The organism is Microbacterium sp. LBN7 (assembly GCF_045690345.1).
In the GTDB taxonomy this organism is placed as follows: Bacteria; Actinomycetota; Actinomycetes; order Actinomycetales; family Microbacteriaceae; genus Microbacterium.
The window spans coordinates 940,193-953,903 of sequence record NZ_CP147856.1 but is presented as its reverse complement, the minus strand read 5'-3'; the positions used below and the strand labels follow the sequence as shown (position 1 = coordinate 953,903).

Here is a 13,711-nt window from a genome sequence, read left to right as displayed (position 1 = left end):
TACATCTCGAGGCGGATGCCGGCGCTGAGGCGCTCGCGTAGCGTGGGGGAGTGATCCGCCCGCTCTCCCGTACGGCGCTGATCCTCGACATCGTCGGGGCAGCGCTGCTCTTCCTCGTCCTGACGCCCATGTCGGTCGTGTTCTACGGCCCCGGCACGGGCAACCAGGCGATCAACGGCGTCGCGGTCGGCGCCGTCGCCGTCGCGGGCTTCCTGATGTTCGGCGGCGTCGCGATCGGCCGACTCGCCCCGGGACTCGCACTCGCCGCCGCCTGGGCGGGTGCGGTCGTGCAGATGCTGGCGGGCTTCGGCCCGCTTCCGATCGACTTCGCGATCCTGCTCGTGCTCTACGCGACGTCTGCCTGGGGGACCAGGCGCGTGCTCTGGTGGGGGTTCGGATCGGCGCTCGGCGGCGGACTCATCGCCGCCCTGTACATGGTCTTCGTCAACGGCGTCGCGCTCGGCCCCGGCACCGGCTGGGAGAAGCTGACCGCGGGGACCCTGCTGCTGATCGTCTCGGTGCTCGCCCTGGGCTTCGCGTGGGTCTGCGGTCTGCTCTGGCGCGTCGTGCTGCGCGCTCGGCGCACCCGCTCCGCGCAGCTGCAGGCGGAGTCGCTCGCCGCCGAGGAGCAGGAGCGCGTGCGCATCGCGCGCGACATGCACGACATCGTCGCCCACTCGCTGGCGGTCGTCATCGCGCAAGCCGACGGCGCTCGATATGCAGCCGCGACGAAGCCCGAGATGGCGACCGAGGCGCTCGGCACGATCGCCTCGACGGCTCGCGGAGCCCTGAGCGACGTGCGGATGCTGCTCACGCAGCTCCGCCACCGACAGGGCGACGGGCCGCAGCCGACGCTCGCCGACCTCGAGGCGCTGTTCGCGCAGGTGCGTCAGGCCGGGGTGGAGCCGCTCGTCACGGTCGACCCGATGCCCCCGGGCGAGCCGCCGGGGTCGATTCAGCTGGCGGTCTACCGCATCCTCCAGGAGGCGCTGACGAACGCGATCCGCCACGGCGACGGCAGCGTCCATGTGCACCTGGCGTGGCTGCCGGAGCGCGTCGACATCGAGGTGCGCAACACGGTGTCCGGAGGAGCATCCGCGGCCCCCGGCGGGCACGGGCTCATCGGCATGCGCGAACGGGCGCAGCTCGTCGGCGGTAGTCTGCAAGCCGAACGCCGAGGGGCGCAGTTCGTCGTCCGCGGCTCGCTCCCGATCGGCCCGTCGACAGCCGCAGAGACCCAGGAACGAGAGCACGCATGATCAGAGTCGTCCTCGTCGACGATCAGGCCCTGTTCCGCGCCGGCATCCGCATGCTCGTCGCCTCGCAGCCCGACCTCGAGGTGGTCGGAGAGGCCGGCAACGGAAAGGAGGCGCTCGAGATCGTGCGCACCAGCCGTCCGGACGTGGTGCTGATGGACATCCGGATGCCGGTCATGGACGGGCTGACCGCCACCGCGGAGATCCTGAATCGGCCGGAGCCGCCGCGCATCGTCATGCTCACGACCTTCGACCTCGACGAGGCCGCGGCCCGGGCGATCCGTCAGGGGGCGAGCGGCTTCCTCCTGAAGGACGCCGACCCGGAGTTCCTGCTCGCGGCGATCCGCACGGTGCATGCAGGGTCCAGTGTCATCGCGGCATCCGCCACCCGCGACCTGTTCGAGCACTTCTCCGAGGCGCCGAAGCCGGTGCCGCCGCAGTTCGCCGATCTCACCGACCGCGAGAAGGAGATCTTCGCGCTCGCCGCACGAGGTCTGTCCAACGCCGAGATCGCCGGACGCGAGTACCTCAGCGAGGCGACGGTGAAGACACACATCAGCCGCATCCTGACCAAGCTCGCCCTGCGCGATCGGGTGCAGCTCGTCGTCTTCGCGTTCGAGCACGGCCTCGCCTGACGCCGAGCCACCCCTTTCGGCGCTCGGCGAGGGGACGCGATCATCCTTGCGATGTACACGGATGCCCCCTCCGGGCGACGCGCCGGGATGGACGCGGAAAATAGCGTCGAAGCATGGAGATCACGACCACCGACCTCGGGCTCGCCGCCCGCGTCCAGCACCTGAAGAAGACCTACGGCTCCGGTGAGGGCACCGTGCACGCCCTCGACGACGTGAGCGTCGGGATCCGCCGCGCGCAGTTCACCGCCATCATGGGCCCGTCGGGCTCGGGAAAGTCCACGCTCATGCACATCATGGCGGGGCTCGACAGCCCGAGCCAGGGACGAGCCTGGATCGGCGACACCGAGATCACCGGTCTCGGCGACCTCGAGCTCACGATCCTCCGCCGACGGCGCGTGGGGTTCATCTTCCAGGCGTTCAATCTCGTGCCGACCCTCGATGCGCTGGGCAACATCATGCTGCCGTTCGAGCTCGACGGACGCCGCCCGAGCGCGATCGAACGGGCACGCATCGACGGCCTCATCGACTCCCTCGGACTCGGTGCACGCCTGAATCATCGGCCGCACCAGCTGTCGGGCGGGCAGCAGCAGCGCGTGGCGATCGCCCGGGCGCTCGCCACCGCGCCCGACCTCGTGTTCGCCGACGAGCCGACCGGCAACCTCGACTCCCAGACGGGTCGCGAGGTGCTGCGCCTGCTCGCGTCTGCGAGCCGAGAGCACGGCCAGTCGATCGCGATGGTCACGCATGACGCGATCGCCGCGAGTCACGCCGACCGGGTGCTGTACCTCGGCGACGGCCGCATCGTCGCCGACCACCCTCGGCAGACCGCCGAGCAGATCTCCGCGTACATGCTCGCCGCGGAGGTGGCGGCATGACCGCCGTCGCCACGGTCGTCCCCGAGACCGCCGCCACCGGTCCGCGCCTCGCGTGGCTCCGCGACCGGGGCATGGGGGCGAGCATCCTCGTGGCCGCCCTGTCGGCGGCGTTCGGCGTGATCCTCGTCGAGGTCACGGCGTACATCGGCGCGGTGCTGCAGGCCGATCCGCTCATCGGCGACAGCGGCACCCTCGCCTTCATCGTGGGGATGCTGTCGATCCTGCTGACCGCGGTCGCGATGTATGTCGCCGCGATCGTCACGGCCAACACGTTCGCGACGATCATCGCCGGACGCACCCGGCAGATCGCTCTGATGCGCCTCATCGGCGCGACCGCGCGTTCGCAGCGCGCGCAGGTCGGCCGGCAGGGCTTCCTCGTCGGCGTGCTCGGAGCGGGGATCGGGCTGCTCGCGGGACTGCTGCTGGCGGTGGTGGGCGTGCAGATCGGGTCCCAGCTCCTCGACAACGACCCGACCGGGTTCTCGCTCGCGCAGCCGTTCATCGTGCTGCCGGTCGTCGGCGTCGCCCTCACCACCTGGGCCGCGGCGTGGGCCGGGTCGCGTCGGGTGCTCTCGGTCACCCCGCTGCAGGCTCTCGGCGGCTCGGTCGAGCGCACGCACGACGAGGTGTCCGGGAAGCCGGCGCGGCACATCGGCTCCTGGATCCTGCTGATCTCGGGAGCGGTGCTGCTCCTCGGCGGCGTCGTGATCGGTCTGGTGAGTCCGCTCGGGGTCGTCGTGGCGTTCTTCGGCGGCATCCTCTCGTTCACCGGACTCGTCCTCGGGTCGGTGATGTTCATGCCGCCGGTGCTGCGCCTGGTCGGGCGGATGTTCGGGTCGAGTGCGACCGCCCGTCTCGCGGCGGAGAACGCGCTGCGGTATCCGGAGCGGTCGTCGCGCATGGCGATCGGCGTGGTCATGGGCGTGACGCTGGTGACGATGTTCGCGGTCGCGCTGGAGTCGGCGAAGCGGCTCATGATGAGCCAGGTGACCGGAGAGATCCCGGAGGAGTTCTTCGCGCCGTTCGACGCGTTCGCCGCGATCATGATGGTGCTCGTGGCGGTCTCGGCGGTGATCGCGGCCGTCGGACTCGTCAACCTCCTCACGATCGGCGTGGTGCAGCGTCGCCGCGAGCTCGGACTCCTGCGGTCGATCGGACTGTCGAACGCCCAGGTGCGGACGTTGGTGCTCCTCGAGGCGACGCACATCACGGTCACCGCGACCCTGACGGGGCTCGTCCTGGGCGTCGTCTACGGCTGGATCGCCGCGCAGTCGTTGCTCGGCTCCGTGCCGACCCTGCCGGACTTCACGCCGGCCGGACTCGTGGCGCCGCAGATCCCGTGGATCCCGGTGGCGATCATCGTCGTGGCCACCGCCGTGCTCACTCTCGTCGCCGCCGCGACGCCCACTCGACTGGCGACACGAGTGGCCCCGGTCGAGGCGCTCGCCGCCGACTGACGCCTCTAGGCTGGACGGATGTCGTCGCCGTTCGATCAGTCCACGTATCAGGTCCGTCTCGACTGGGGGACCGCGGGCCTCGCCCGTCTGGCCCCGGCCGACATCGTCGTGGTCGTCGACGTGCTGCGGTTCTCCTCGACGGTGGCGGATGCCGTCGCTGGCGGTCGCGAGATCGACCTGGCCGACGCGGTGGAGTGGTCGACCAACGGCGCAGCCGTGGCGGCGGCCGCGAGTGCCGACGCCACGGTGCTCGTCGGCGGCATCCGCAACGCCTCCGCGGTGGCCCGGGCCGTGCAGACGGTGCAGGAGCGCCGGCAGGAGCGGACCTCGGTCGCCGTCATCGCGGCGGGGGAGTGGGACGAGGCGGGGCGTCCCCGGTTCGCGGTCGAGGATCACCTCGGCGCGGGAGCGATCATCGCGGCGCTCACGGATCTGGGCATCGACCACACGGCACCGGACGCGGCGGTCGCGGCAGAGGGGTTCCGCGCGCTGCGGAGGGCCCTCCGTCATCTGCTGAGCGCGAGCGGCTCGGCCCGCGAGCTCGAGGTCGGGGTGCCGTCGACCGAGCGGATGGCGGCATCCGGTGTGGTGCCGACCGCGCCGGGGGATGCGGCCGTGCTCGACGCGGTCGACGCCGTGCCGGTGCTGCGCGACGGGCTGTTCACGCGTTTCGAGTGAGCGGCCGCGCCTCCGACGGGAGGACTTCTCGGCGATGGGAGGAGCCTCCGCGTCGCGTCCTCCGCCCGTCGGGGTGATCTCCGCCCCGGGCCGCGGGGCGCGCGCGGCCTCAGCGGTCGACACGTAGGGTCGTGGCATGAGGTTCCTCCCTGCAGTCATCGTCGACGCCCTCTTCGTGCTGATCTTCGCCGCGATCGGTCGTGCGTCGCATCAGGAGGACCCGGCGGGATTCCTGCTGACGGCCTGGCCGTTCCTGGTCGCTCTGGTGATCGGGCACCTCGCGGGCGCACTGCTGCCGGGCAGGCCTCGCCGACCGTGGTCCCTGATGTGGGGTGCGGTCGTCTGGGTGGTGACGGTCGCGGGCGGGATGCTCGTGCGCGTCCTCGCCGGCGACACCGCGGAGGTGCCGTTCATCATCGTCGCGACGATCGTGCTCGGCGTCTTCCTCGTCGGCTGGCGCGGGATCGCGGCGCTCGTGCGGCGCGTCCGCGGCTCTCAGCCCACCGGTGACGCGGCCGTGGCCGACGACCCCGCCGAGCCGATCGACTGACCGGCTCTCGGAGGAGCAGCGCGGTCAGCGCGGCATCTGGGCGGACAGGCGTGCGTCGGTCGTGATCTCGCGGCGCGTCCAGGAGAACACGTGCCGAGGGTCGAACGTGCGCGAGCACCGCGCGCACGAGGTCGCTCTCGTCGGGCGACGGTGGCGATACGTGACGTGTCCGGCCGGGCAGCGGCCGACCCACGGGGCGAGCTCGACGGCGGTCTCGCCGCGGTGCGTGGTGCCCCCGACATAGCCGAGGTCGCGTGCGACGCCCTTCCAGGCCGGGCCGTGCGCCGCGGTGTGCCCGGCGAGGGCATGCGCGACCTCGTGCAGAAGCACCTGATGGATCTCGTCGTCCTCGAAGCGGGCGGCGAGATACCGCGACACGGTGATGCGCTTCTTCGTGTAATCGCACAGTCCGGCACGGCGCTTGGCGTTGTCGAAGCCGAAGGACCAGCTGTCATCCAGATGCAGCCTGATCAGTGCCTCGCCCCAGATGCGCACACGGTCAAGTTCGGCCATGCGCCCAGGGTAAGCCATGCCGCGGACATCGCGGCCGAGGCCTGCTCAGCCCGCGACGAGCTGCGTGGAGCGGCGCCGCTCGGCCGCCTCGATCGCGAGCAGCGCGGTCTCCAGATCGCGATCCTCCGCGCCGGACTCCCGCCGCAGGAACAGCGAGCGCTTGAAGCTCTCGCGAGCCGTCTCGTAGTCTTCCGCGTCATAGGCGTTCTTGCCGTGGTGGTGATGCGCGAACGCCGCGATCGACACCCAGCGCTGACCCTCCGCCTCATCGGCGCAGGTCGCCAGCTCCTGCTCGGCGGCGGCGTACGCGCCCCGGTACTGGAGGATCGTCGCGTGCAGCACCCGCGCACGCAGCACGTCCTTCCGGGTGCCCGCCATGCGCGCCTGTCGCACCGTCTCGTCGGCCAGTCGCAGTGCCTCGTCGAGCCGATCGAGCACCTTCAGCAGCCACACGCGCTCGAGCAGCGCGGGGAGGCTGCGCTGCGATTCGATCTCCGCGAGGCGCACCGCGCACTCGTCGAGATCGACCAGCTCGCGGAGGGTCTCCTGGTCGTATCCCTGGATCAAACTCATTGCTCTCCTTCCGCAGCGTCCCCGTTCAGTCTGCCTGGCGGTCGCGCGCTCCCCGGGGCGGCGCGCCCCGCACGTCGGCATCCGCTCTCCGGGATGACCTTCTCGGGCGCGATCTGCGGAGCCTGTCCCGATTCGCGGACGTTCCGGGCGAGAACATCCGCAGATCGTGCCACCATCCGCAGATCGGGACGCCGCCGATCCACGCGGCGGCACCGGTGGGCGCTCAGCGCAGGAAGAGCGACGCGTCAGGGCGCGGGGATGCCACGGCGTCGGCATCCGTGACCACGCGCGCGCCCTGCACGAAGGCGTCGACTTCGGCGCCCTGAGCGATCTTCGCGGGATGCGGACCGGCCGCCAGCATCCGCGGAAGCCACTCGGTCGGGAGCGGAGCAGCGGATGCCGCGATCACGAGGTTCCCGAATCGCCGCCCCTTCAGCACCTGCGTGTCGGCGAGGATGCCGATCTCGGGGAGCACCTCGGCGATCGTGGCGGCCTGACGCCGGGCGAACGCGAGGCCCGGCCCGTCCGCGACGTTCACCAGCAGCACACCGGCCGGAGCGAGGAGTGCGGCGAGCTCGCGGTAGAACTCGATGCTGGTGAGGTGCGCAGGCGTCTGCGCGCCGGAGTAGACATCGGAGACGACGAGGTCGCAGTTCTCCTGCAGGGCGGCGGGGAGTCGGCGGACCCCTTCCCGTGCGTCGCCGATGCGGATGCGGATGCCGGCGGCCTTCGGGAGAGGCAGATGCTCTCGGACGAGCTGCGCGAGCGGCGCCTCGAGCTCGATCACCTGCTGTCGCGAACCGGGACGCGTGGCATCGATGTAGCGGGGGATCGTCAGCGCTCCCGCGCCGAGGTGCACCGCGGTGAGAGGGCCGGGAGGCAGCTGATCGATCACCGCGCCCATGCGCACGATGTACTCGAAGTGCAGGTGGGTGGGGTCGTCCAGATCGACATGCGACTGCGGAGTCTCGTCGACGACGAGCTCGAATCCGGTGGTGAACTCGCTCGGCACGATGCGGGCGATTCCGCCGTGATCGAGGCGGGCCTGGGGGTGCTCGGTGTCCCGCGTTCGCATCCGTCCCATGCGCACGAGCCTACGCCCGGGCGCTGCGGTCAGTTCTGCCTGCCGTTCGCGCAGGTCTCCTGATCCGCGGTCTGGCCCGAGACGCTCGGGGCGAGCGGGGCGCGGGTGGCCGGGGCGTCGGTCGAGGGTGTCTCGCCCTCCGGAGTCTCCTCGGTCCCGGGCGCCGGATCCACGAGCTCGACGCCCTCATTGGTCGTCACGTCGCCCGTGATCTGCACGGCCTGTCCGGCGCGCAGCGCGGCCCAGATGGTCTCGGCCGCGTCGTAGTCGGGCACTCGTCTGTCCTCGTCATCCGGGTCCACGAACACCGGATACTGCAGGAACGCGAAGTCCGAGAAGGGCACGTCCTTGACCGAGAGGGCCAGCTGGGCCAGGCGGATCGGGTTGGAGAGCTCATCGCTCGGCTCGATGTTGTCGACCACGGTGTTGGCGAGGCCGAGCAGCTTCGCCGGGTCGGTGAGGACCTCGTCGCTCATGATCTTCTGGACCAGTCGCGACATGTACTGCTGCTGGTTGGAGATGCGGGCGAGATCGCTGCCGTCGCCGACACCGTGTCGCGTGCGGATGAACTGCAGCGCCTCGATGCCGGACACCGAGCGCATGCCGGCGGGCCAGTCGATGCCGGTCTGCTCATCGCGGATGCCTTCGCCGCCGATGCAGACCTCGACGCCCCCGATCGCATCGGTGACCTCCATCACGCCGTCGAAACCGATCTTGGCCGCGAAGGGGATCTCGATGCCGGTCAGATCGGTGACGCTCTTCGCGACGCAGGAGAGGCCGGCGCGCTGGTAGATCTCGTTGATGGCGGAGTAGTCGGTGGCCGAGGCGACCGATCCATCCGCCAGGGTGCACTCCGGCGTCGACATCATGAGGTCGCGGGGGAAGGACACGACGGTGACGTTCCGCGGCTCGGCGGAGACATGCACGAGCAGGTTGACGTCGTTGAGCACGCCCCCGTCCGCTTCCGAGCAGCGCTCGCCGAGCAGGCCGGTCGAGACCTCGCCGCACTCGTCGGTGCCGATGATGAGCATGCTGAACTCACCGGGGTAGGCGTCGATCGTCGGCGGCTCGACCTCGGGGGCATCCTCCAGGGTCACGGCGCCGTCGCCCATGCGGTTGACGAGGTCCACGACGACGAATGCGACGACGGCGAGCGCCGACGTGAGGACGATCGCCAGCACGATGCCGGTGATCTTCAGGAACCGCGGGGCGGCGCCGCGTGTGCGCGTGTCCGCGTGGCGAGCGGCGGTGGATCGGTCGTCGTCTCGGGAGCGTCTGGGCATCCGGTGAGCATACCCACGGCAGTGCACGACCAGCCGAGAAGGTGCAGGGAAGCCCGATGTTACGGGCGCGTGACGATTGTGAGAGTAACTTGCAGCGAATTAGTTAGTCGTGGATACTTTTTCCTATCCGGTGAGCACCCGATGCCCGCCAGGAGAAATTTCGAAGAGGAGATCCCCTGATGCACAAGCGCATTCTTCCGGTCGTGGCGCTGGGCGCCGCGGCCACGCTCGGCCTGGCGGCCTGCGCCGGCGGTGCCACCGAGAGCGGCACCGACGGAGAGGGCCAGGAGCTCACCGTCTGGATCATGAAGGGCACCAACCCCGACGCGACCGCCTTCTACGACAAGGTCTCCGAGGCCTTCGAAGAGGAGACCGGCGCGACGGTGACGATCGAGGAGATCCAGTGGGCCGACGCCCACGATCGCTTCGTGACCTCCATCGCCGGCGGCACCACCCCCGACATCGCCGAGACCGGCACCACCTGGACGGCCGAGTTCGCCGACGCCGGCGCGCTCGAGCCGCTCGACGAGTACGTCGACGCGGAGAAGGGTCTGCGCGACGACCTCGTCGAGGGTCTCGCGGTCGCCGGCACCTACGACGATGCGCTCTACGGCATGCCGTGGTACGCGGGCGTCCGCTCGATCGTCTACCGCACCGACGTGTTCGAGGAGCTCGGTCTCGAGGCTCCGAAGACGTGGGACGACATCGTCACCGCAGGCGAGGCCATCAAGGCCGCGAAGCCCGAGATGCTCCCGTTCCCCGTCGCCGGCGACGCCGAGTTCCAGGTCTACCCCTGGGTCTGGGGCGCAGGCGGAGAGATCGCCACGCAGGACGGCGGCGAGTGGACCAGCGAGCTCGACAGCAAGGAGTCGCAGGCCGGCATCGAGTTCTACACGGGTCTCGCGACGCAGCACGGCTTCTCGTCGGCCGGTGCCACCACCTGGAAGGAGACCGACCTCCGCGACGCGTTCACGCAGGGCAACGTCGCCATGATGCTCTCGGGCTCGTGGACCCCGAAGGCGCTCATCGAGGCGAACCCCGACCTCGAGGGCAAGATCGGCGCGGCGGTCATCCCCGGCGAAGACGGCGGCATCGCTCCGTCCGTGCTCGGCGGGTCGCACCTCTCCGTGTTCAACACCACGAAGAACGCCGACCTCGCGTGGGAGTTCGTCAAGCTCATGACCACCGGCGAGTTCGCCGAGCAGTGGTCCAACGAGACCGGCTACTTCCCGGGCGTCCAGTCGGCCATGGAGGAGGCCCTGGCCTCGACCGACCCGCTCGTCGCGCCGTTCGCCGAGCAGATGGTCGACGGCGGAGCATCCGTCCCGGTCACGCCGAACTTCGGAGCCGTCCAGGCGAAGAAGACGACCAACGCCATGATCCAGGCCATCCTCAGCGGGCAGAAGGACGTCGCGACCGCGACGAAGGACGCCGCCGCCGAGATGACCGAACTGCTCAACCAGTAAGGAAGCATCCCTTCCATGTCGATGGTGCAAGCGCCACTGCCGACCACGAAGGCGGAGTCCACCTCCGCCTCCGTGGTCGGCGGCCGGCCGAAGCGGGGCGTCTCGCTCCTCAAGGCCCGCCCCTGGCTCCTCCTCGCCCCCGGGCTGATCATCCTCGCGGTGCTCATGCTCTGGCCGCTCGTCCAGGTCGTCATCTACTCTCTGCAGGACTACGGCCTGCGCGAGATCAACACGGGCGAGAACAACTGGATCGGCCTCGAGAACTACGCCGAGGCGCTCACCAACCCGACGCTCTGGACGGTGGTGCTGCCGAACACGGTCGGCTTCGCGGCCGTCGCCGTCTTCGTCACCGTGGCGGTCGGCACGCTCGTCGCCCTGCTGCTCGCCCGCCTCGGCACCACGTGGCGCGTCATCGTGTCGAGCTGCATCATGGTCGCGTGGGCGATGCCCGCCGTGACCGGCACCTATGTCTGGACCTTCATCTTCGATGCCGACCGCGGCATCTTCAACACCGTGCTCAAGGACCTGGGTCTCATGGACGGCTCGGTCAACTGGTTCACGAACCAGTGGTCGTTCTATGCCATCGTTCTCCTCAACGTCGTGCACCACGGATTCCCGTTCGTCGCGATCACGGTGCTCGCCGGTCTCCTCGGCGTCTCGAAGGAGATGCTCGAGGCGGCGGCCCTCGACGGCGCCGGCGCCTGGCGCCGCTTCTGGAAGATCATCTTCCCGACGCTCAAGCCGGTGTTCTCGGTCGTGATCATCCTGTCGACCATCTGGGACTTCAAGGTGTTCGCGCAGGTCTATCTGATGCCCGGCGGCAGCGGAGGCAACCGCTCCGTGCTCAACCTCGGCGTCTGGTCGTATGTCGAGTCGTTCGGCCAGAACCGGTACGGCTTCGGCGCCGCTCTCGCGGTGCTGCTGACGCTCGTCCTGATCGGCATCACGATCGTCTACATCCGCTCCCTCATGAAGGAGGACGAGCTGTGAATCCCCGCGCTTCGCTCCGGTCCCGCATCGGACTCGGCATCGCGGTCGCCGCGGTCCTGATCTTCACGCTGTTCCCGGTCTACTGGATGGTGTCGAGCGCCTTCGACAAGAAGGCGTCCAGCGGTGGGCAGTCGCTGCTCCCGCAGGAGTTCACTTTCGACAACTTCGCGTTCGTGCTCAACGAGGGCGGCTTCGGAACCTTCCTGCGCAACTCCGCGATCGTCGCGCTCGTGACGGTCCTCGTCAGCGCCCTCGTCTGCCTGCTGGCGGCGGTCGCCGTCGCGCGCTTCCGCTTCAAGTTCCGCACCACCGTCCTCATGATGATCCTCGTCGTGCAGATGGTGCCGCTCGAGGCCCTCGTGATCCCGCTGTTCCTCCAGGTGAAGAGCCTCGGACTGCTGAACAGCATCCTCGGCCTGATGATCGTCTACATCGCCCTGTCGCTCGCGTTCGGCATCTGGATGCTGCGCGGCTTCGTCGCCGCCGTCCCCGTCGAGCTCGAGGAGGCCGCGTACATCGACGGCGCGAGCTGGTGGCGCATGTTCCGCTCGATCCTGCTGCCGCTGGTCATGCCCGGCCTCGTCGCGACCAGCATCTTCAGCTTCATCACGGCCTGGAACGAGTTCATCTTCGCGATGACGATCCTCGGCGCCGAGACCGACCAGTACACCGTCTCGATCGGCTTGAAGTCCTTCTTCGGACTGTTCTCGAACGACTGGGGCAGCATCATGGCCGCCTCGACGATCATCACGGTTCCTGTCATGATCTTCTTCGTGATCGTTCAGCGCCGCCTCGCCTCCGGCATGGTCGCGGGAGCGGTGAAGGGATGAGCATCGAACTCGAACGTCTCGCCAACGGTGTGCTCTGGCCCGGGTTCCTCGGGACGGAGGCGCCGTCCTGGCTCCTCGACGAGCTGCGCGACGGTCTCGCCGGAGTGGTCTACTTCGGGCAGAACGTCGGCGACGGGCTCGCAGACCTGAGCGACGAGATCCTCGCCGCCAACCCCGATGCCCTGATCGGCATCGACGAGGAGGGCGGAAGCGTCACCCGGCTGGAGTCCGCCTCCGGTTCGACCGTCCCCGGTGCCGCGCAGCTGGGCCTGCTCGACGATCTCGTCGCCACCGAGCGGACCGGCGCCGAGCTCGCTCGGCGCGTGCGTGCCGTCGGCGCGAACGTGATCCTCGGGCCGGTCGCCGACGTCAACACCGACCCCAGCAATCCGGTCATCGGCGTGCGCGCGTTCGGGGCCGATGAGGACCTGGTCTCCCGGCACGTCGTCGCGACGGTCGACGGCATCCAGGACGGCGCGGTCGCCGCGTGCGTCAAGCACTTCCCGGGTCACGGCGACACGCACGTCGACTCGCATCATGCGCTGCCCGAGATCTCCCTCGACATCGAGGAGTTCGAGCGCGTGCACTTGGAGCCCTTCCGTGCCGCGATCGACGCCGGAGTGGATGCCGTCATGACGGCGCACATCGTCGTCCCCGCCTGGGGCGAGGCGCCGGCGACCCTGAATCCCCGAGTCCTGGGGATGCTGCGCGAGTGGGGCTTCGACGGCGTGATCATCACCGATGCGCTCGACATGGCCGCCATCCGCGAGACCGTCGGCATCGGAGGCGGGGCGGCTCTCGCGCTCGCCGCCGGCGCGGACCTCCTCTGCATCGGCAATCCGACCAACCCCGGCGCGGCCGCGTTCCCCGACCAGGACCGACGCGACTTCCTCGCCGCCCGCGACGGGATCGTCGACGCCCTGCGCGACGGATCGCTCTCACGGGAGCGGGTCGAAGAGGCCGCTCGGCGGGTCGCCGTGCTCGCTGCACGGCTCCGGATCGCCGCGGACGGGCAGCACGAGACGACCGAGGAGTTCGACGCGGCCGAGATCGTCCGTCGCGTCGTCTCGTTCACAGGTGACGCCCCGGCGGCGGCATCCGGACTCGCGGTGATCGACGCGCGGCGCCGATCGTCGCTGGCGGTCGACAGCGCCGCGGGCTACGTCTCGAACGCGCTCGCCGCGGACGGCTTCCGCGTGCGGCTCGACGTCGCGAGCAATCCGGTGGCCGAGCAGGACCGAGTCCTCGACGAGGCCGCCACGGCGGCCGGGACCACCGTGGTCCTGATCGATCGGCCCGACGCGGATGCCGCGCAGCGCGCGCTCGTGGAACGTGCGGCGGTCCGCGACCCGCAGGCGGTCGTCGTGAACGTCGGCCTGCCCGCTCGGCATCCGCTGCCTCTGCCGACCGTCGAGGTCGCGGCGGCCAGTCGACTCGGCGCCCAGGTCGCCAGGGAGACCCTGCTGGGTCGCTCCGCCCCGCCCGAGAGGGTCGACGCCGCCGGTTGAGGCGGGATCCGCC

At 70.1% G+C, this 13,711-nt stretch carries 14 protein-coding genes; 10 read left to right on the top strand and 4 right to left on the bottom strand.

Annotated elements, in window-relative coordinates; all coding sequences use genetic code 11:
* The first annotated feature begins 50 nt into the window (after positions 1-50).
* The 6 genes from LBN7_RS04545 to LBN7_RS04520 all read left to right on the top strand — a co-directional run bounded on the left by LBN7_RS04545 (position 51) and on the right by LBN7_RS04520 (position 5,451).
* Positions 51-1,259, top strand: a complete 1,209-nt coding sequence (locus LBN7_RS04545) for a sensor histidine kinase (RefSeq protein WP_407361077.1) — start codon at positions 51-53, stop codon at positions 1,257-1,259.
* Entirely contained in the window at positions 1,256-1,891 is a 636-nt protein-coding gene (locus LBN7_RS04540; protein WP_341946234.1) for a response regulator transcription factor, read from the top strand. The genes LBN7_RS04545 and LBN7_RS04540 overlap by 4 nt, the downstream gene beginning before the upstream one ends.
* 113 nt (positions 1,892-2,004) lie before the next feature.
* Positions 2,005-2,766: an ABC transporter ATP-binding protein gene (locus LBN7_RS04535; RefSeq protein ID WP_116634471.1), complete on the top strand. Its 762-nt coding sequence runs from the start codon at positions 2,005-2,007 to the stop codon at positions 2,764-2,766.
* Entirely contained in the window at positions 2,763-4,223 is a 1,461-nt protein-coding gene (locus LBN7_RS04530) for an FtsX-like permease family protein (RefSeq protein WP_407361076.1), read from the top strand. Before LBN7_RS04535 ends, LBN7_RS04530 begins: the two co-directional genes overlap by 4 nt.
* An 18-nt stretch (positions 4,224-4,241) precedes the next feature.
* Positions 4,242-4,901, top strand: a complete 660-nt coding sequence (locus tag LBN7_RS04525; RefSeq protein ID WP_407361075.1) for a 2-phosphosulfolactate phosphatase — start codon at positions 4,242-4,244, stop codon at positions 4,899-4,901.
* Between the two features lie 136 nt (positions 4,902-5,037).
* Positions 5,038-5,451 (top strand): DUF3054 domain-containing protein, encoded by a 414-nt coding sequence (locus LBN7_RS04520; protein ID WP_407361074.1) that lies wholly within the window; start codon positions 5,038-5,040, stop codon positions 5,449-5,451.
* A 24-nt stretch (positions 5,452-5,475) separates the two neighbouring features.
* Here LBN7_RS04520 and LBN7_RS04515 read toward each other — a convergent pair whose 3' ends face one another.
* The 4 genes from LBN7_RS04515 to LBN7_RS04500 form a co-directional block, all read right to left on the bottom strand.
* Positions 5,476-5,964, bottom strand: a complete 489-nt coding sequence (locus LBN7_RS04515; protein WP_116634475.1) for a SprT-like domain-containing protein — start codon at positions 5,962-5,964, stop codon at positions 5,476-5,478.
* Between the two features lie 45 nt (positions 5,965-6,009).
* A complete protein-coding gene (locus tag LBN7_RS04510) occupies positions 6,010-6,537 on the bottom strand; it encodes a hypothetical protein (protein ID WP_116634476.1) in 528 nt (175 codons plus the stop codon).
* Positions 6,538-6,760: 223 nt separating this feature from the next.
* Positions 6,761-7,621: a spermidine synthase gene (locus LBN7_RS04505; protein WP_407361073.1), complete on the bottom strand. Its 861-nt coding sequence runs from the start codon at positions 7,619-7,621 to the stop codon at positions 6,761-6,763.
* Positions 7,622-7,650: 29 nt separating this feature from the next.
* Positions 7,651-8,904: an LCP family protein gene (locus LBN7_RS04500; RefSeq protein WP_407361072.1), complete on the bottom strand. Its 1,254-nt coding sequence runs from the start codon at positions 8,902-8,904 to the stop codon at positions 7,651-7,653.
* A gap of 179 nt (positions 8,905-9,083) precedes the next feature.
* Here LBN7_RS04500 and LBN7_RS04495 point away from each other — a divergent pair, with 179 nt between their 5' ends.
* The 4 genes from LBN7_RS04495 to LBN7_RS04480 are packed head-to-tail and all read left to right on the top strand — an operon-like array spanning position 9,084 to position 13,698.
* The gene (locus LBN7_RS04495; RefSeq protein ID WP_407361071.1) at positions 9,084-10,370 is read left to right on the top strand and encodes a sugar ABC transporter substrate-binding protein; all 1,287 of its coding nucleotides are present in this window, start codon (positions 9,084-9,086) and stop codon (positions 10,368-10,370) included.
* A gap of 15 nt (positions 10,371-10,385) precedes the next feature.
* The gene (locus LBN7_RS04490; protein WP_116634480.1) at positions 10,386-11,360 is read left to right on the top strand and encodes a carbohydrate ABC transporter permease; all 975 of its coding nucleotides are present in this window, start codon (positions 10,386-10,388) and stop codon (positions 11,358-11,360) included.
* A complete protein-coding gene (locus LBN7_RS04485) occupies positions 11,357-12,190 on the top strand; it encodes a carbohydrate ABC transporter permease (protein ID WP_116634481.1) in 834 nt (277 codons plus the stop codon). Before LBN7_RS04490 ends, LBN7_RS04485 begins: the two co-directional genes overlap by 4 nt.
* On the top strand, positions 12,187-13,698 hold the full coding sequence (locus LBN7_RS04480; protein WP_407361070.1) for a glycoside hydrolase family 3 N-terminal domain-containing protein: 1,512 nt from the start codon (positions 12,187-12,189) through the stop codon (positions 13,696-13,698). The genes LBN7_RS04485 and LBN7_RS04480 overlap by 4 nt, the downstream gene beginning before the upstream one ends.
* Positions 13,699-13,711: the final 13 nt, after the last annotated feature.

Coding starts and splice junctions, on each gene's coding strand:
- LBN7_RS04540 (WP_341946234.1), top strand. CDS start 1,256: ATGATCAGAGTCGTCCTCGTCGACGATCAGGCCCTGTTCCGCGCCGGC.
- LBN7_RS04535 (WP_116634471.1), top strand. CDS start 2,005: ATGGAGATCACGACCACCGACCTCGGGCTCGCCGCCCGCGTCCAGCAC.
- LBN7_RS04530 (WP_407361076.1), top strand. CDS start 2,763: ATGACCGCCGTCGCCACGGTCGTCCCCGAGACCGCCGCCACCGGTCCG.
- LBN7_RS04525 (WP_407361075.1), top strand. CDS start 4,242: ATGTCGTCGCCGTTCGATCAGTCCACGTATCAGGTCCGTCTCGACTGG.
- LBN7_RS04520 (WP_407361074.1), top strand. CDS start 5,038: ATGAGGTTCCTCCCTGCAGTCATCGTCGACGCCCTCTTCGTGCTGATC.
- LBN7_RS04515 (WP_116634475.1), bottom strand. CDS start 5,964: ATGGCCGAACTTGACCGTGTGCGCATCTGGGGCGAGGCACTGATCAGG.
- LBN7_RS04510 (WP_116634476.1), bottom strand. CDS start 6,537: ATGAGTTTGATCCAGGGATACGACCAGGAGACCCTCCGCGAGCTGGTC.
- LBN7_RS04505 (WP_407361073.1), bottom strand. CDS start 7,621: ATGGGACGGATGCGAACGCGGGACACCGAGCACCCCCAGGCCCGCCTC.
- LBN7_RS04500 (WP_407361072.1), bottom strand. CDS start 8,904: ATGCCCAGACGCTCCCGAGACGACGACCGATCCACCGCCGCTCGCCAC.
- LBN7_RS04495 (WP_407361071.1), top strand. CDS start 9,084: ATGCACAAGCGCATTCTTCCGGTCGTGGCGCTGGGCGCCGCGGCCACG.
- LBN7_RS04490 (WP_116634480.1), top strand. CDS start 10,386: ATGTCGATGGTGCAAGCGCCACTGCCGACCACGAAGGCGGAGTCCACC.
- LBN7_RS04480 (WP_407361070.1), top strand. CDS start 12,187: ATGAGCATCGAACTCGAACGTCTCGCCAACGGTGTGCTCTGGCCCGGG.